At 43.4% G+C, this 17,874-nt stretch carries 12 protein-coding genes and 4 pseudogenes; 9 read left to right on the forward strand and 7 right to left on the reverse strand.

Annotation, left to right across the window (positions count from 1 at the left end):
- The 3 genes and pseudogenes from TT12_RS12440 to TT12_RS18630 all read right to left on the reverse strand — a co-directional run.
- A pseudogene (locus tag TT12_RS12440) lies at positions 1-1,194 on the reverse strand (thiolase family protein); the annotation flags it as partial.
- A gap of 96 nt (positions 1,195-1,290) precedes the next feature.
- Positions 1,291-2,649, reverse strand: coding sequence for a homoserine dehydrogenase (locus TT12_RS12445; RefSeq protein ID WP_045455318.1), 1,359 nt, complete (start codon positions 2,647-2,649; stop codon positions 1,291-1,293).
- A gap of 270 nt (positions 2,650-2,919) precedes the next feature.
- Positions 2,920-3,773, reverse strand: a pseudogene (locus tag TT12_RS18630) (DsbC family protein).
- Between the two features lie 395 nt (positions 3,774-4,168).
- Between TT12_RS18630 and TT12_RS12455 the strand changes: the two are divergent.
- A complete protein-coding gene (locus tag TT12_RS12455; RefSeq protein WP_045455322.1) occupies positions 4,169-5,113 on the forward strand; it encodes a DUF808 domain-containing protein in 945 nt (314 codons plus the stop codon).
- A gap of 104 nt (positions 5,114-5,217) precedes the next feature.
- Here TT12_RS12455 and TT12_RS17720 read toward each other — a convergent pair whose 3' ends face one another.
- Both TT12_RS17720 and TT12_RS19465 read right to left on the reverse strand, forming a co-directional pair.
- Positions 5,218-6,258, reverse strand: coding sequence for a hypothetical protein (locus TT12_RS17720; RefSeq protein WP_045455325.1), 1,041 nt, complete (start codon positions 6,256-6,258; stop codon positions 5,218-5,220).
- Between the two features lie 30 nt (positions 6,259-6,288).
- Positions 6,289-9,507, reverse strand: coding sequence for an Rne/Rng family ribonuclease (locus TT12_RS19465; RefSeq protein ID WP_243443683.1), 3,219 nt, complete (start codon positions 9,505-9,507; stop codon positions 6,289-6,291).
- 1,207 nt (positions 9,508-10,714) lie between these two features.
- On the opposite strand from TT12_RS19465, the pseudogene TT12_RS12470 reads away from it, so the two are divergent.
- From TT12_RS12470 to TT12_RS12475, 3 genes and pseudogenes are all read left to right on the forward strand, one after another.
- Positions 10,715-11,724, forward strand: a pseudogene (locus tag TT12_RS12470) (RluA family pseudouridine synthase).
- A 120-nt stretch (positions 11,725-11,844) separates the two neighbouring features.
- Entirely contained in the window at positions 11,845-12,057 is a 213-nt protein-coding gene (locus tag TT12_RS17725; RefSeq protein WP_243443684.1) for a hypothetical protein, read from the forward strand.
- Between the two features lie 5 nt (positions 12,058-12,062).
- Positions 12,063-12,557, forward strand: coding sequence for an HAD family hydrolase (locus tag TT12_RS12475; protein WP_243443685.1), 495 nt, complete (start codon positions 12,063-12,065; stop codon positions 12,555-12,557).
- A 147-nt stretch (positions 12,558-12,704) separates the two neighbouring features.
- Here TT12_RS12475 and yihA read toward each other — a convergent pair.
- Positions 12,705-13,477, reverse strand: a pseudogene (gene yihA, locus TT12_RS12480) (ribosome biogenesis GTP-binding protein YihA/YsxC).
- Between the two features lie 409 nt (positions 13,478-13,886).
- On the opposite strand from yihA, the gene TT12_RS12485 reads away from it, so the two are divergent.
- The 5 genes from TT12_RS12485 to TT12_RS12500 all read left to right on the forward strand — a co-directional run bounded on the left by TT12_RS12485 (position 13,887) and on the right by TT12_RS12500 (position 17,184).
- On the forward strand, positions 13,887-14,222 hold the full coding sequence (locus tag TT12_RS12485) for a c-type cytochrome (RefSeq protein WP_045455333.1): 336 nt from the start codon (positions 13,887-13,889) through the stop codon (positions 14,220-14,222).
- Positions 14,223-14,560: 338 nt separating this feature from the next.
- Positions 14,561-15,229: a c-type cytochrome gene (locus TT12_RS12490; RefSeq protein ID WP_045443487.1), complete on the forward strand. Its 669-nt coding sequence runs from the start codon at positions 14,561-14,563 to the stop codon at positions 15,227-15,229.
- A 446-nt stretch (positions 15,230-15,675) separates the two neighbouring features.
- The gene (locus TT12_RS17730) at positions 15,676-16,167 is read left to right on the forward strand and encodes a hypothetical protein (RefSeq protein WP_243443686.1); all 492 of its coding nucleotides are present in this window, start codon (positions 15,676-15,678) and stop codon (positions 16,165-16,167) included.
- Positions 16,168-16,174: 7 nt separating this feature from the next.
- Positions 16,175-16,816, forward strand: a complete 642-nt coding sequence (locus tag TT12_RS17735) for a hypothetical protein (RefSeq protein WP_243443687.1) — start codon at positions 16,175-16,177, stop codon at positions 16,814-16,816.
- Positions 16,804-17,184, forward strand: coding sequence for an RnfH family protein (locus tag TT12_RS12500; protein ID WP_045455380.1), 381 nt, complete (start codon positions 16,804-16,806; stop codon positions 17,182-17,184). The genes TT12_RS17735 and TT12_RS12500 overlap by 13 nt, the downstream gene beginning before the upstream one ends.
- Before the next feature lie 44 nt (positions 17,185-17,228).
- On the opposite strand, the gene TT12_RS12505 is transcribed toward TT12_RS12500, so the two are convergent.
- Positions 17,229-17,648, reverse strand: a complete 420-nt coding sequence (locus tag TT12_RS12505) for an outer membrane protein assembly factor BamE (protein ID WP_045455336.1) — start codon at positions 17,646-17,648, stop codon at positions 17,229-17,231.
- Positions 17,649-17,874: the final 226 nt, after the last annotated feature.

Genomic DNA, 17,874 nt, shown 5'->3' on the forward strand with positions numbered 1-17,874 from the left:
AATCTGCTCGAGTATCAAGCAAGTTCAATAGCAACAGCCACGCTTCACCGCCACCAATACAAAGTGTCGCAACGCCTTTTTTGCCGCCAGTACGCTTGAGAGAGTTGATAAGCGTGATCAAGATACGAGCACCTGAACAGCCTACTGGATGACCGAGTGCACAAGCACCGCCTTCAACGTTTACTTTGGCATGGTCAATTTTTAGCTCGTCCATCGCCGCCATGGTTACCATTGCAAACGCTTCGTTGATTTCCCATAAGTCAACATCAGCGACTGACCAACCAGCACTAGCCAATACTTTTTCAATTGCACCAATCGGAGCAATGGTAAATTCGCTTGGGTGACGAGAGTTTGATGCGGTTGCAACGATACGCGCTTGATAGTCCAAACCTTCTGCTTTCGCTTGCGATTCTTTCATGACTACAACCGCTGCCGCACCGTCTGAGATTGAGCTGGCATTTGCTGCCGTGATGGTGCCATCTTTGGCGAAGGCTGGACGTAGAGTAGGGATACGCTCAGCATTAGCAAGCGCTGGTTGCTCATCGGTATCGACGGTTTGCTCGCCTTTACGGGTTTTAAAAGTCACTGGCGTGATTTCATCTTTGAAGTGGTCGTCTTTGATAGCAGTGAGCGCACGATTTAGCGATTCGATAGCAAACGCATCCATTTTCTCACGGGTATAGCCTTTTTCATCAGCATTTCCTGTGCGAACATACCCATCAGTTTGCCAGTTTCAGCATCTTCTAAACCGTCTAGGAACATATGATCTTTGACTTCTTTATGTCCCATACGGTAGCCGCCACGTGACCCTGGCATGATGTATGGCGCATTGGTCATTGATTCCATGCCGCCAGCGACTGCCACATTGAAACTACCAGCTTTGATGCCGTCATGTGCTTGCATGACTGCTTTTAGCCCTGAACCACAAAGCTTGTTAATAGTGACAGCGCCAGTTGCATCAGATAAACCTGCATTACGCATCGCTTGACGCGCAGGGCCTTGACCCAAGCCTGCGGTCAAGATACAGCCCATAATGACTTCATCAATACTATCGACCGCCACACCTGAGCGTTCGACAGCGGCTTTAATGGCAGCACCACCAAGTTCCGTTGCGCTCATATCTTTTAGTGCGCCTTGAAAGCCGCCCATTGGAGTACGTGCGCCGTTTAAAATTACAATTGCATCATTTGACATCGTTATTATTCCTTTTTACGTATTTTAAATGAGTTTGTCTGAATTAAAACCAAACGCGGACTAGATAGCATCTTTTAGGCTCAATAACTGCAGGCTTTATGCTAGCTCATCCAAGCGAATGCGTACTACTTTATCAGTAATGGTATCTAGTTTTTCAATTTTTTCGATGGCTAGATTCATCTGACTTTCGACCACGGGCAGCGTCAAGATAATAACCGGAACTTGACCAACTTTGTGCGCAGGTTTTTGTAAAATCGCATCGATATTAATACCAGCATCGCTTAGAATGCGAGTAATATCTGCCAACACACCAGGGCTATCATAAGCATGCACGCGCAAATAATAACCGGTAATCATCTGCTCAGCGCGCAATATGGGCGTGTCTGATAGCTGCTCGGGGATAAATGCTAAATGCGGCACATGGTGACCGTGGTTGTTTTGATTACTGTTGCTTTCATCGCTACTGTCTTTGCTACCTAGAACACGCACCAAGTCCATCACATCGGCCATCACCGCAGAAGCCGTCGCACCAGCGCCAGCACCATCACCGCAATATAGCGTCTGTCCAAGCGGATGAGAGTTGACCAGTACGGCGTTTTTTACGCCATTGACGTTGGCGAGTAACGCATCCTGCGGAATAAGCGTTGGGTGTACGCGCAGCTCGATACCAGAAGCCTCATCATTCCCTTGACCATCACGGCGTACGGCAAAGCCCAAATGCTTGATACGGTAGCCAAGCTCTTCCGCATAGTTGACGTCTTGTAAGGTGATACCAGTGATGCCTTCACAGTAGACCTTGTCAAATTGCAGCGGAATACCAAAGGCGATAGAGGCGAGTAATGCCAGTTTATGGGCCGCATCAATACCTTCGACATCAAAGGTCGGATCTGCTTCTGCATAACCCAATTCTTGTGCTTCACTTAGTACGTCGGCAAAAGGGCGACCTTTGTCACGCATTTCGGTCATGATAAAGTTGCCAGTACCGTTGATGATACCTGCTAGCCAATCGATTTTATTAGCAGCGAGCGCTTCGCGCATGACTTTAATAATGGGGATACCGCCTGCGACGGCTGCTTCATAAGCGACATGGACGTTATGCTCTTCAGCAAAGGCAAAGATTTCGTTGCCATGTTCTGCCAATAGCGCCTTATTTGCAGTCACCACATGCTTGCCGTTTTTAATGGCGTGCATAATTACGTCTTTGGCAAGGGTCGTACCGCCAATCACCTCGACGACGATATCGACATTGTCGCTTGCAGCAGTTGCCATCAAGTCACTGTTTTGCATAATATTGGGATCAATATCATCACGATGACGGCGCGTACCAACTTCGGTAATGATAATGTCGCGTCCGCTACGGCGTTTTAGCTCATTTAAGTTGTCATTGATTAGATTGATCACGCCCGTTCCGACGGTGCCCAGACCAAGTATCGCTAGTTTGATGGAATTACTCACAGTATCCTCAAGAGGTTAAATATAATGAACCAATGATAACGCTGTCACAGCGTCAAATGCGCATGCGCTACTAGCTGTAGTATTTGCGTGCATTTTGACAGTCGCAGCTTTATCGATTTTTCATTACAGTTGAATAAAAAATACTCAAATAAAAAGTATGCTGCTGATTTTTCATAGCGCTTTATCGTATCATACCGACAAGCAGTTGTGACGTCTACACAATGTCGCCATCGTCATAGATATCACAAATACCTGAAACAATAACAGATTTTAGCTAGCACCGACAGCTTGAGCCAACTCCGCCGCAGGTAGATAGCCGCCTACTTGCTGACCAGATTCTGTAAAGATAGCGGGAGTACCACGCACACCAAGTTTTGCACCCAGTGCCATGTGTTCTTGTACAGGGCTGGCACAGCTAGGCGCTTGTACATCAGCGCCCATTTTTCCTTGATTCATGCCGCCTTACGATCTTGACTACACCAAATGGCTTCCATTTTTGGCACCGATTCCTGACTGCGCGGCCATGCCAAATAACGTACTTCGATACCACGTGCATTGATATCATCCATCTCTTCGTGCAATTTACGACAATAACCACAGTCTGCATCGGTAAAGGCATAGACCACTGACTTCGTTTCGCCTATTGCTGGATAAATCACCATGTCTTTTTTATCGACGGCTTTTAGGGCTTCTTGTGCGGTACTAGCAACCAATGCCGCACTGATATCGACAGGCAGAGCCTCGCCAACAGCAATAATCTGACCTTGGATAATGTGTTTGCCAGACTTATCAGTAAAGAAAGAAGGCAGTCCTTCCGCTGTGACCCAATAAATACCATCCATATCTGTTGGTACGGCTGAAATGATATTTTCTTCAATACCGGACGTATTTAAATTCGCCTGCAATGCCTTTACCACGGCAGCATCGCTATCAGCGGATGCGTTACTTGTACTGGTTTTAGCATCGGTATTATTGACGATACTGGTGTTGCTAGTCGCATCTGCTGCATTGTTTGAGCAGCCCGCAGCAATCACAACAAGCAGAGCACTCATAATAAAGCGAGATAAATTATTTCGAGAAAAGCGGTTTTGAGCAAAGGTGTTTTTTGCAATCGGGGATGACATATATAGGTGTCCTGTAGCATCGTGCCTAATCGTGAAGTCGTTTTAAGAAAAATGATACTAAATGTCTATATAAAGCAATACGTATCGATATTGTCTTAAAGGTTTAAAATTAAAAGGTTTTTTTACAATTTAATAATTATAAAAGGTAAGTAATCATGTCGCCTATATTAACATATTTATGGCAAATAACAGCCACAGGCTATGAGGTGATATAGGGAGGTGAGGGTAGCAATAATAGTAGTAGCATAAACGTCAATTCAAAAAAACAAGATACATTTGTACTATTTAATATCGACGCTTGCCCTTGTAGTCTACGGCTAATAACAGTGTTTTTATAAAAATTCCTATAAAACTATTGGTATCAGTTATTTTTAACCCTTTATTTCAATAAATTTTTGCTAAGGAGCACACATGCAGGTGCCAGTTTATTAACCCTACTTGATGATATCAGTGTGATATTAGATGATGTTTCCGTCATGACCAAAGTCGCTGCTAAAAAAACCGCTGGTGTATTGGGCGATGATTTGGCGCTCAACGCAGAACAGGTCACGGGTGTCAAAGCCAATCGTGAGCTACCAGTGGTCTGGGCGGTCGCCAAAGGCTCATTTATTAATAAACTTATTCTAGTACCAGCGGCACTCTTGATTAGTGCTGTTTATCCACCGCTGGTCACTTTTTTACTAATGTGTGGTGGTTTGTTTTTGGTTTACGAAGGCGCTGAAAAAGTCATTCATCGATTTTGGCCACATGCTTTGCCGCATGATGAGGAGCAAAATGCTCGTCGGCAAGCCAATGCTGATGAGACTATAGATTTGGTCGCTTTTGAAAAAGAAAAGATCAAAGGTGCAGTACGTACGGATTTTATTCTGTCAGCTGAGATTATCGTGATTGCCTTGGGATCAACGGCAAGCGCCACTTTATTAGAACGAAGCTTGGTGCTGTCTATTTTAGCCATCGGTATTACGATTGGTATTTATGGCTTGGTCGCTGGTATCGTGAAAATAGACGATGCAGGTCTGCATTTAATGGAACAAGAAGGAGTGTTCAAGCAAAAATTGGGCAAGTTAATGTTTGCAGCGGCACCAAAACTGATGAAGTTTCTATCTATCGCTGGCACGTTGGCAATGTTTTTAGTAGGCGGTGGTATCTTAGTACACGGTATCGGCTTCTTACATCATGGAGTAGAGGATATCGCTGATTTAACGGGTATCTTTGAAAGCTTAACGACAACGGTATTAAATGGCGTCATTGGTTTTATCATTGGCGCTGCGGTTGTGGCTATCTTAACAGTTATTAGTAAAATTCGTGGAAAAGACGACACAGCGTCATCTGCACACTAAGTCAGTTACCTGTGCTTTAGCTTTATATTGATTGTGATTTTATTTCGTAAAAAAGCCCCAAAGTTGCTGACAACTTTGGGGCTTTTGCGTTGGACGTTATACGATTAGCTTTCGCTATCTGAGTCATCAGTCTCTAGCTTTTCAGCTTGCGTGGGCTTTTTATGCTCCGTTTTAGGCTTACGGCTACGTGCCTTTGGTACTTTTGGCGTGGTCAAATTAAACATACCAGTCTGTGGCAGCAGTTGTTCAGCCACATTCTCAATCATGTTTTTATAACTGGCAATCGTGGTTTTTGACTTAGCAGCCTGACTGTCGTCTTTGCCTGCTTCTTTGGTATTGATAGGTTGCTCTACCTTAGGCTCATCTGCTGGCTTAGTTTTTTCAACGTCAGCTTCTTGAGTATTAGCCTCTTCAATGTCAGCAGCTTCGCTATCGTCATGTGCCCCGTCAGTCTTTTCAGCTGCTACTCGCTCAGCAATCACAGTGCCTTCATTCGACGGCTCGCCAGTTGTTTCTGCTAGGGCTTGATCTGCTTCTAGTAATTGTTCGCTGTGAGCGCTGATATTATCAGCCTGAGCTTGATTGGCTAGAGCATTTGCCTCAACATCATGAGCATCCACATTGTTATCATCATGTTCAATAACCGCTTGCTCAGTATCAGCCGCTTGTTCGGTCGGTAGACTCAACACTGCGGGCTCCTGATAACTAGGATGTTGACCACGTGGATCGTTGCCAGCACGCTTACCAATGGCACGTGGTTCGACGTCCGTTTTACCTTGCGTTGCCGCAAACTGACTGACCGCTTGTGTCATCGTTTCAAAGCGCGTCAGGTAATCTGCCGCCAATGGCTGATAGCCATAGTTGCTAAAGTCGAAATTGCTGTCCTCAACTTTGGTATCAGCAGTCGGTGTGACGCTCGTTTCAATGTTAGCTGATTTGTTAGCTGATTTTGTTTGCTGCGTATGTGCATCGATAGCAGCAATAAAGCAACTAATGACACCGTCATTTTTCAAACGACTTTCTGCATCTGCTAATGCTTTACGAACAAAATCACCAACAGTGCCACGAATAGTCGATGGGTTTACTACTGCAGGCTCAGCTACTGGTGGTTGTTGAGCTGATTGTGCTTGCTGACTACGAACCACACGTGATCATTACTAGCCTGACCAAACTTCTCAGCAGTCACGTAGCGCTTGGCAAATAATGCTTCGTGCGTTAGCGCAGTCTGAGTTGTTCTTATCATTTGTGCTATGACCACTTGCGCTATGACTGTCATTGGCATTGCTAACATCGGCGTCACTGTCGGTAGCGTCAACAGTGTCAACAGTGTCACTATTCGCTTTTTCTGTCGATTCTGATTCGGGCTGTTTTGGCGTTATTGCTACGCTGTCCACGTTAGTATCCACAGATTTTGAATGGTCAGTTTGGTCTTTGGTAACGCTGTTAGATGTTGGTTGCTCATCTACGGCAGGTTTTTTGTCAGTAGCGTTACTGTCTATTTTCGGGGCATTATTTTGTCCCTTGTCTTCAGTGGTGCTAACGTTAACATCATCAACATTAACATCATGAGGCGCTACAGTGCCTTCGTCGTTACCCTTCACAGCAGCTGTTTCAGGAGCAACTTTTTTGTCATTGCTCTGCTGATTATCACTTTGCTGTGTATTAGCTTCTTTTTTACTGCTTTCTTTATTAACATCATTTACTGGTTTTTGCTTTTCAGTAGATTGAGACTTTGTCTGTGTAGACTTACTGTCATCTAGAGACAAGTGTACGACTTCTGGTGATTTCAGCTCAACGGCTGCTTCATTGACCTGTAGCACGACTTCATTAGGATCTTGATTTCGACGCGTGTTAGAGTGATTTTTTCGGCTGTTCGCACCTGTCGTCGCTTGCTGATTGGGTTGCTTAATATTTTCAGCTGTTAGTGTCTCGCCGCGCTCTAACTTGCCACGTGAACCGCGTTGGCTATGCGATTTACGCTTCGCACGAGTTTGCTCATCTGCCGTATTACTGTCTTTATCAGCATCATCATTGCGCTCGTTTGCATGGTGGCTACTGTCTTGACGATTGTTGCGATTGCGCTCATTCGTGCGTCTGGTATCCTGCTGACGTTTGTTTTGATTGTCAGCCTGCTTGTCATCAGCATTACTTGCAGCACTATTTACGGCGTTGTTCTCGGTATCGCCGCTTGTTTCATTGCTTGACTCTTCTGCCTGATCTTTTCTTTGACGAGGTTTAGAAGATCTAGATTTACGTGGCTTACGTCTTCTTCTATCTTCATTACTGCTATCATCATCGGTGTCGCTGTCTGAGCTACGACGCGCTTGTTGACGATTGGCATTGTTGTCGGATGGTTGTTCGTTATTTTTCTGACTGTTCTGCTGATTTTCTGGTACGTTGTTCGATGCACTCGTTGATGTATTACTCAGGGCACTGCTATCAACTTGTCCAAATGAGCCTAAGCTTTGTGCGCCATTATTTACTAGTGCTTCAATGGCTTGTGCTGCATCACGACTACTGACGCTATGCGTCGTTGAGGCTTGTGGTGCTTGCGCAAATAGGTTTGATAACCACGCCACTGCTTGTGGCTGAGCTGCTGTCTCAACATGTGCAGGAGCTGTAGTTGCTGCTACTGGAGCAACAGGGGCAGGGGCTGCCACACTCTGGTTGTTGTTTGCTTGTGGCGCGCGCGCCGATGAAACGTTGGTCGTATTTTTATTGTTACGATGGTCGTTACTGTGTTTACTATGCTCAGCTGTACTGGTCGGTTTGTTTGATTGGCTAGCAGTATCATTGCTCGCTATTTGACGTGGCTGGCGCGTTGGCTGTTGCTCTGGACGCTCTTTTTCAGCCGTTTGCCAGTCAACTTCATAACCCAAATCGCTATGTTCTTGGGCTGTATCCGTAATACGCTCATAGCTTGAAGGCGCAAAGCCATCACGGTTAAAGTGTAGTTTAAAGTTAGGCGACTCTAAATGCGCGTGTGGCAAAATCGTGATACGCGTGCCACTGTCTTGCTCAAGATAAACTAAGGCATCACGTTTTTCGTTTAATAAGAAGGCGGCGATATCTGTTGGAACTTCTGCTTGTACTTCGCCTTGACGTTCTTTTAGCGCGATTTGTTCAATCTGACGCATAATTGATAGTGACAATGAGCGCAAGTCACGAATCATGCCGTTACCATGGCAGCGTGGGCAGATATAACCGGTTGACTCTTCTAGCGATGGACGCAGACGCTGACGGCTCATTTCCATCAAACCAAACTTAGAAATATCACCAAATTGCACGCGTGCACGGTCATATTTGGTGGCATCAATCAGACGTTTTTCGACTTCTTTTTGATGCTTATTGTCATTCATATCAATAAAATCAATGACAATCAAACCACCCATATCACGCAAACGTAGCTGACGGGCAATTTCATCGGCTGCTTCTAGGTTGGTATGATACGCAGTTTCGGCAACGTCTGAACCTTTGGTCGACTTGGCTGAGTTGATATCGATAGAGACTAGTGCTTCCGTTTGATCAATAACGATTGAGCCGCCTGATGGCAAACGCACTTCACGTTGATACGCGGTTTCGATCTGTTTTTCGATATTAAAGCGCGAAAACATCGGCTCATAATCGGTATATTTGCGTAGCTTTTCTGCTTGTTTTGGCATCACTGCATCGATAAATCCTGCCGCTTCAATATAAGCGTTTTCATTATCAATCCAAATCTCAGCGATATCATCACGTAGATAATCACGAACAGCACGTGTGACAACGCCCGCTTCTTGGTGAACCAAGCGCGGTGAAGGATATTTTTGGTTTTGTTCTTGAATGGCTTGCCAGATATTCAGCAAGTGATTTAAATCGTGCTGTAAATCTTCTTGAGTTTTACCAATACCCGCGGTACGAATGATGACACTCATGCCTTTTGGTAAATCAAGATTGCTTAGCATACGCTTCATGTCTTCGCGCAGTTTGCCTGAGATTTGACGTGAGATACCACCGCCGCGAGGGTTGTTTGGCATTAATACCAGATAACGACCAGCTAATGAGACATACGTCGATAGGGCAGCGCCTTTGTTACCGCGCTCCTCTTTTTCGACTTGGACGATTAATTCATCGCCTTCTTTGATCAGTTTTTTGATGTTTTCGTCACGTGGATTACCGCTTAAGTATTCAGCAGAGATTTCACGAATGGGTAAAAAACCTTGGCGCTGTGAGCCATATTCGACAAACACCGCTTCAAGCGATGGCTCGACACGGGTCACATGACCTTTATATATATTGGATTTTTTTTGTTCACGAGTACGGTTTTCAAGATCGAAATCGTAAAGATGATTGCCTTTACATAAGGCGACACGAATTTCTTCGTTTTGAGTAGCGTTGATCAAAATGCGTTTCATATTTGTATCCTATGAGTACGCATAACAACGACGAGACGGGCTTTAGAGCGCAATGGCAAGTATGGCTAACATTTAAATTAGCATGGCAGATGTTAATCAACGATAGAACGTAAATCATGGGTTAATAAAGCACTTGGGCTTTGTCAATGGCTTGTTTTTTACCTAAAGCGTGTTAGCAGAACTAACGTAAATATAAAATTTATAGGGTGTAAGGCTATCTATTTATATCCTATTATTGATAGGCTTGGTACAAATATTAATGCGTCAGCATGCGATTCAGTTTTACTATCAGCAAGCTTTATTGGTAGTCATGCCAGCTTACTTTGTAAGAGCAGGCGACGGGCAGTGACGAGATTCAATATACTGATATTCAAAAGGCGTTGTGCTGCTGCAATCCATCCATCAAAGTCTAGCAATAATATCGCTGTTATAAATACCATTATATGAAATGGTGATATTCAGCAATTATTTGTTTAGGTAAAGCAATTGGTCACTCTTTATTTATCGTTCTTTCTGGTATAACGTCAATAATATCTTGGGTGTTTTACGGTTAGGTGTCGCGGCTCCGGTGATCAGCGGGGCGTACTTGGCAAACAGAATAAATGACCAAACTATCGGTGTGGTGCTGTATTCATATCTTTTTTATCGTTATCTGTTTGACCACCAATACGTAGGCAGCTATCGATATACTTCTCGATCCTAATGCTAAACAACCCATACTTGCTCAACTACACTTGCGTAAAAGACCGCCAATAACCAGTCATTAAATCATGAATAATTATCAAATAAAGTCGTTGTCATGCAGGTTGTGAGTCAATGTAGTGTCATTATCGGTCAATAAACAGGCATTTAGCCAAACTTATCAACACTGAATTTATGAACACAAAGGTATTTAGTGTCACTATTTATTCTATGGTACTGAGTAAAGTCAGTACGATACTTTCATTTTACAATTTATGGGGACATATCTATAAATATCTACAAGTGATATTTCTAAACAGATACTGCGCCCTAAAATCCGATTAAACATACAATGTTGGCAGGGTATACTGCTAATACCTTTTCACTAAAAGTTCGTAAAAATGGTAATGCGCTATTTAGAACAACAACAATGATTATGCTGCAGTCTCTGCTTAATTGTCGCTCAACATGCTAAACTATAGCAAATCTTTCTGTAAATACCTAACTAAAAATGACGAAGCCAAAAATGACTGACGACGCACCTACCATGAAGCCCCTGCTATTTTTAATAGTAAAACACGCCCGCAAAGCGCTGATGATGAAATCAGCAACTTTGGTAAGGTAAATTATCTTGAAGTAACCCGCCATCAACACGATCAGCGCTTGGATAACTTTTTGTTGAACCGTTTAAAAGGTTTGCCAAAACCGCATATCTATAAAATGATTCGCTCAGATGAGATTCGGGTCAATAATAAACGCTGCAAAGCGCACGATAGAGTACAGCGTGAAGACGTGGTACGTATCGCGCCAGTGGTACTTGCTACCCGCGAAAAACCAATTATCAGTGCTGAGTTTGCTAAAAGCTTGTTAGCACGCGTAGTGTATGAAGACGAAGGAATGCTAGTGCTGAATAAGCCTTCTGGCATCGCCGTTCACGGTGGTAGTGGTTTGGACTTTGGTGTTATCGAAGCCATGCGTGAAGTGACAGGTAAAAAATACCTAGAGCTGATACATCGCATTGATAAAGACACCTCAGGTCTATTGATGATTTCTAAAAAACGCTCAGCGCTAAAAGCGTTGCAACAGCATCTCGTTGATAAAACCATCCAGAAGCATTACTTATGTATCGCCAAAGGTCAGCCAGCATTAAATGAGCAACGCATTGATGCGTCATTGCTACGCTATACAGTTGCTAGTGGTGAACGCCGCGTCAAAGTAGATGCGCAAGATCCGCAATCTAAAGACAGCCAGACGGATATCGTCGTTCATGGTCGTTTTATGATTGCTGATCAGCCAGTTAGTCTAATTGAAGCCAAACCACTGACGGGTCGTACCCATCAAATCCGTGTGCATTTGGCTCACATTGGTCACGCTATCTTGGGTGATGATAAATATAATGTGCATGATAAATCAGGCGTCCATCGTCTGTGTCTGCATGCGTGGCGTTTAGACATTCCAGGCTATGAAACTATTACTGCACCGCTACCAGATGACATGGCAGACTGGTTGCCAGAGCAAACCAAGTTGCCTGAATAAGTCGCCAAATAAAATTTTTAAGCATTAACTTTAAACGTCACGAACGCTTATTTTTCTTAATAAGTTGCCGTGACGTTTTCGTATCTACCATTTATTATTGATATTCGTTAAGGTCTATTTATGAGCAATCAATCTGTCGCTAGTATCTCTAGCGCTTTCAAAGGAACTCAGTTGTCAGCCAGTCATCGTTTAGCGGATAAGACGCTGATTATTTTTGATTGGGATGGAACGCTAATGGATTCCATTGGCTTAATCGTTGAGTCAATGCATGTGGCAGGAGAGGCGCATGGTTCCAGACCACCGATAAAGCTGTACAAGACATCATTGGGCTGAGCTTAATGAATGGCATTGAGATTTTGTATCCGCAAGCCAATGACACACAAAAGCTTGCGATTCAGCAAAGCTACGCAGACCACTATATTGCCAACAGCCACAGTACACCGCTTTTTGCGCCGATAGAAGGGATGTTGCAGACCCTACAAGCCCAAGGTAAAAGTCTCGCGGTTGCAACTGGTAAAAAGCGAAAGGGCTTAGACCGCGTATTAGATGCTTCAGAGAGCCACCATTATTTTGTGATGACCCGCTGTGCCGATGAGGCAGGCTCAAAACCTGACCCGCAGATGTTGACCGATATTTTGAATTATACGCAGCAGCAAATCGCCAATGCTGTTTTCATCGGTGACAGTATCTACGATATCCAAATGGCAACGGAACTAGGCATGACCAGTATTGCGGTGAATTATGGTACAGCATCACCTGCAGAGCTCGCCGCACAGCAACCCACTTATCAGGTTGACACGCCACAAGCGTTGGCTGAGCTACTATGTGCTTAACTAAAAGCACTTAAATAAAAGTGCTTAAATAAAAAACTTTTTGAATGCTAAAAAATGATAATAAAAAAAGGGTTTATCGATAATAACGATAAACCCTTTTTACTTGGAGACGATAATGTTTATTTGATTTATTTTTGAGCACTATCCTTATTGAGTGCTATCCTTCTGAGTACTTTCCTTTTCAATGCTATCTTTTTTGATCGCTTCTTCCAACTCAGCGCCTTCTAGTAACGCAAAAGAGGATTCAATAATTTTGTCTGCCTCAAGCTGATACTCATACCAGTTGCCCATTACACCAGCCAGCTCATCAAGACCTTCCTTTCTTAGTGCTGAAAATAGCTGAATGCTACAGTTCAATCCCAGTTCTTTTAGTCTTTTACGAGTATTAAGTAACGCATTTTTAGATGCGCCATACTTTAGCTTATCTGCTTTGGTTAACAAGATATGCACCGGCAGTTCACCATCATTTGCCCAACGTAGCATTTGCTCATCAAAGAACTTCAATGGATGACGAATATCCGTCATGAGCACCAAACCTGCAAGGCTTGAGCGCGCCACCAAGTATTCTTCTAGCTCAACCTGCCATTCTTTTTTCATCTCAAGCGGTACGGCTGCGTAGCCATAACCTGGCAAATCCACCAAACGTCTATCAGCATCACCAATACTAAAAAAGTTAATCATCTGCGTACGACCAGGCGTTTTAGATGAGCGTGCCAGTTGGCGTTGGTTGGTTAAGGCATTAATAGCAGAGGATTTACCTGCGTTTGAGCGTCCTGCAAAGGCAACTTCTAAGCCATATCGGGTGGGCAGAGACGAAAAGTAGGCGCTGACATCATAAACTCAGTTTGCTGAATTTTTTGACGAGATTTAGTGTTGAACAATGCATGTTCGGCGGCGACATCAGTAAACGGGGTACTCATAAATGGCTCATTAATCTTTAAGAAATTGGATACGGTTATAAAATTTTAATCAACTGGTTGTCGAGAAGACAGTGCATTAGACAAAAAATCGTTACGAATTTATTCATCATAACTTTCAATGTTTATTGGTCATAAACACAGTCATTTCAAGTTATCGACTATTCTATACTATTACTTATCTTACTTATTGAAATAACTATGATTAGCATCACATAAATGACAGAATACCATTAAAATAAGCGCTCATTAGAGCAAGTTGCTGCTTTTATTCATGCGTTACCAAAGCCAAACTATATTTATCTATATTTATACGACATACATTGTTACAATGTTTAATAAGATATACTGAACGAACGACGTTTAATAGCAAGATTGATTAAACGAGAGAAGCATCAAAAGGAGGTGTTCTATGGTTTCAATCAATGCACTTTTTAGCCAGACCTATCGAGTTTTAGTAGGTAGCGGAGCGGCATTACTGCTCAGTAGTGCTATCATGACTAGCGCTAATGCTGCTGATATTGCAGCCACCTACGATAACTCATGTGCTGCCTGTCACGATAGTGGTGCGCTGAACGCCATCAAAAAAGGTGATAGTGCCAAATGGCAACAGCTTATCAAACAAAAAAGCATGCCGACACTTATTAATTCCGTTAAAAGTGGTATGACGCAGATGCCTGCTGGTGGTCTTTGTAACAGTTGTAGCGACGATGATTATCGTAAGTTGATTGAGTACATGAGTAAGTGAGACGCTGACCGATAAAGCAACACAATACGACACACTATAAAACAACTTAAAAAAGCGCTGGGTTTTTTAGCCTGTAAGCGCTTTTTGTTTTTTGTTGGCATACTTGTCTATGTGTTAGAAAAACTGATGGATGTGACGATTAAGTAGGCAAATGCTACAAAGTCTTGCTATAATAATCGAAAATAAACCCTGATGTTAGTAAGTACTTTCAGACTGCTTGTGGCCAAGACCTTAAAACATATACCTACCTAACCAATAGTAGGGTGGTTTATATGAGGTATCTTATCAGTGCAATCACTCTAAATAATGCTTACGCCGAGCTAGTAGGATTTGTATCAATGAAAAAGTTAATCGCTGCTGCCAGCTTATGCGTTGCAAGTTTCAGCGTACAAGCTGCTATTATTGTTCCTGAGTACGACGTCAATGCCGGTAAGCAAATTGCAGAAACGGTTTGTGCTGCTTGTCATGGTGTTGATGGTGTCAGTGTTGTCCCTGCGCAGCCTAACTTGGGTGGCCAAAACGTAAAGTATCTTTACAAACAGTTGGTCAACTTTAAAGCAGGTTATCGCAAGAATGGTATTATGCAATCACAAGTTGCAAACTTATCGCAGCAAGATTTAGCCAACGTGGCTGGTTATTATGCTAGCCAAGCGCCTTGGGGTGTTGGATTTGGTAATCCTGCGACCAACCAAGAAGCCACTAAGCTATTCTTAGGTGGTGATAAGTCACGCGGTGTCATCGGTTGTGCAGGCTGTCATGGTCCAGATGCTGCTGGTAATACTTGGGCGGCATTTCCACGCTTAGGTGGTCAGCATGCACAGTACATCGCAACTCAGCTAAAACTCTTCCGTGCGGCTGGCCGTGTTGATGATGTTGACAGTGATGAGCAAAAACGTGTCAATGATGCTGCGAAAGAAGGTGATATGGGCATGATGCAGACAGTCGCATCGAAACTATCGGATCGTGATATTCGTATCTTGTCAGACTATATCAGTGCTGTTCACTAATTCATTGGTATCAGCTACGAGTGCCTAATACACCTTGCCTCACTGAAATTAATAAGCACTTGACCAGATATCCGCCATTGTTTCATTATTAAACCCCGATTTCGGGGTTTTTTTATAACTGTTCATCCCTTATATTATAGAGACCTTATAGTCATTCCATTATAAAAGAGTCGCCGCATTAACCTCGCTTGAAGTATTGAATATATATTTGCTTCTGGTTACCTTGTGCTTCTTTTAAATGGAATCGACTATATAAAATAAAACTGCTTACAGAGGCCTATCATTGCTCTGTATCATGATAAATTATCGTTATTCACTTTATACCAAACCCACAGAGTATGATTGGCGGTGTCAAACTTGTTTCGTCTACAATGCGTAGTACGGACACTCGTTTTCCTAGCTATTCTCATTTTTGTGAAAGGTATTAGATCGTTTGGATTTAGATTATGATGATCCGTTATGCTTCTTATTTTATCGCGGCACTGCTACCGCTACTGCTGTTTCGTTGGTTTGCACCAGCATCCATTGGTGAGATTGACTTTTGGTTACTCTGGCTATTGGCGATGGTATTGGTATCCTTGCCCGTTGTTTATGCGGAAATTGCCTTAGCCTACCGTAGTGTTGATGCGCCATTAGCAGGGATGCAAAAGCTTACTCGCGAAGCAGATGCCAGCCCAATATGGCGTAGTTTTGGGTGGCTCGCCGCGCTGGTCTCTATTCTGATTGCGGCGTTAGTGATCTCAGGCGCGAGCACAGGTATTTTGGCGGCATTGACGGAGCTTAATAGCGCTCCTGCTATACCAGATTTTGCGATCGCTGCTGGCCTGATGGTCATTGCTGTGTTACTCAGTTTATTGGGCGTTGCACCGTTACCGATTGGCCTGGGATTAATGGTGATAGCTTATTGCTCGGCGTGGCAAATGGCTACCCAATATTGACTTTGCGATGACTGATATCAGCTTAAATGAATGGGCGCGTGCAGTCGCGTTAGCGTTGGTTAGTGTGGGTGCAGGCACAGGCTTATACTGGTTTGGTCAAAACTTGGTAACGAACCAAGTGGCAACAGCAGTAGACACAGACAATATCAATGCGCAAAAACCTGCTCGCAGCCGTGCGACGAGTGAGTATCGGGCAACCAAATTGGTACTCCCGATTTGGATATTACAATTGTTCGTTGGGGTTGTGGCGTTATCTATTAGTGGCATGGCATTGCCACCGATTGGACAGCTATCGTATTGGATAGGGGTGTTATTTGTCGCCAGCTATTTGCTGTATTATAGTACCCAGCAATTAGCGCACAAGTTTGGGCTACTGGTCAGTTTGGTATTAACCTTTGTTTTGGCGCTTTTGTTAGTCGTTATCATACCAACTGTGTGGCTGGTCGGACTTTTAGTGATTATTAGCAGCATAGCGGTATTATTGCTGTCTATCTTTGCGGGTTGGCAGATGAAAATTAGTCATCTGCGTAAGTCATTAAATTTTGGCAATGAAGCGTTTTATAACTTATGGCGAATAGCGATTCGTTTGATTGTGCCGCTAGCACTGTTATTGGCATTGATAGGTTGGGTGATGCAGTGGTTGAGTTAACCGCTAATGGCGTTCAATCTGATAATAATTGTGCGCCGTCATCTGAGCAGACCATGCTAATGACTGTTTATTTGGCATACGCTGAAGATGCAAAATGTCAGCATTATTTAACCCTACAAGTTAATGATGAAACAAGTTTGTATGAGGCATTGAGGCAGGCAGGGTGGTTGGTGAAATTTCCAGCGTTAGCACGTTGGTGTGAGCAAGTGGCAGATATTGCAACGCCAACGGCGAAGCGTTGGCATGTGGGTATCTATGCACAAAAACAGCCGCTCAGCTATCGCTTGCAGCCTTTTGATCGTATTGAAGTATATCGCAGCTTAAGCGCTGATCCCATGTCTCAGCGCAAAAATAAATCTCGAGTTTAAGCGATGTTGCGCCATCTATCATTAAAGCCAGTTGCCGTTCTTGATTATGAGGCAGGCAGGCTTTCGATACCTTCAATACGATTGACCAAACCATTATTATCAAAGTAGATAATTAAGTGCTGACTGGCATTTTTGACATCAGCAATACCCTTGCGGCTACCTTCTGTCCCTGCTTTGTAATCGTAAATATAATCCCAACGCTTAGGTTCTAAGGTGTCTCTAATAGCTGGGCTACCAAGGATATAAAGGACTTGGTTTTGATTCATACCCACTTGCAGTTTTTGCGCTTGTGCTTGAGTGATGGCAGTGCCTTGTGGCAAATCAATCTTATAAACACTCAATAATGAGCAGCCAGACATAGCGACAGTAGCGCTAAGCATACTGGTTATGACAATCTTGCGTAATACGCTTGCAGGGCTTAACGGACGAAAAGTTAATGTCTTTATCATGGTAAGATGACTCATAAGAAATGAATTAGGCGCAGCCAGAGGTTGTTAATGCGAGTCTGGCCGACAATCTTGGACAAATGATACGTCATTTACTTGCAATTTCCTACCACTTACGACATTATTTACCAAATGCTACCTGAGTCATTTTATTATTTATATTTTAAATTCATAGACTTGCGTTAGGATTATTATAGAAAATAACAGGCTTGGACATGAGGTCAAATCAGCCAGTCTGCTGTTA

This window comes from Psychrobacter sp. JCM 18903, assembly GCF_000586475.1.
Classification (GTDB): Bacteria; Pseudomonadota; Gammaproteobacteria; order Pseudomonadales; family Moraxellaceae; genus Psychrobacter.

Excerpts from the sequence above, each read along its gene's own strand:
- TT12_RS12485 (WP_045455333.1), top strand. The coding sequence starts at position 13,887 with ATGGTTTCAATCAATGCACTTTTTAGCCAGACCTATCGAGTTTTAGTA.
- TT12_RS17725 (WP_243443684.1), top strand. The coding sequence starts at position 11,845 with ATGAGCAATCAATCTGTCGCTAGTATCTCTAGCGCTTTCAAAGGAACT.
- TT12_RS17735 (WP_243443687.1), top strand. The coding sequence starts at position 16,175 with ATGACTGATATCAGCTTAAATGAATGGGCGCGTGCAGTCGCGTTAGCG.
- TT12_RS12505 (WP_045455336.1), bottom strand. The coding sequence starts at position 17,648 with ATGAGTCATCTTACCATGATAAAGACATTAACTTTTCGTCCGTTAAGC.
- TT12_RS17730 (WP_243443686.1), top strand. The coding sequence starts at position 15,676 with ATGATGATCCGTTATGCTTCTTATTTTATCGCGGCACTGCTACCGCTA.
- TT12_RS12475 (WP_243443685.1), top strand. The coding sequence starts at position 12,063 with ATGAATGGCATTGAGATTTTGTATCCGCAAGCCAATGACACACAAAAG.
- TT12_RS12490 (WP_045443487.1), top strand. The coding sequence starts at position 14,561 with ATGAAAAAGTTAATCGCTGCTGCCAGCTTATGCGTTGCAAGTTTCAGC.
- TT12_RS19465 (WP_243443683.1), bottom strand. The coding sequence starts at position 9,507 with ATGAAACGCATTTTGATCAACGCTACTCAAAACGAAGAAATTCGTGTC.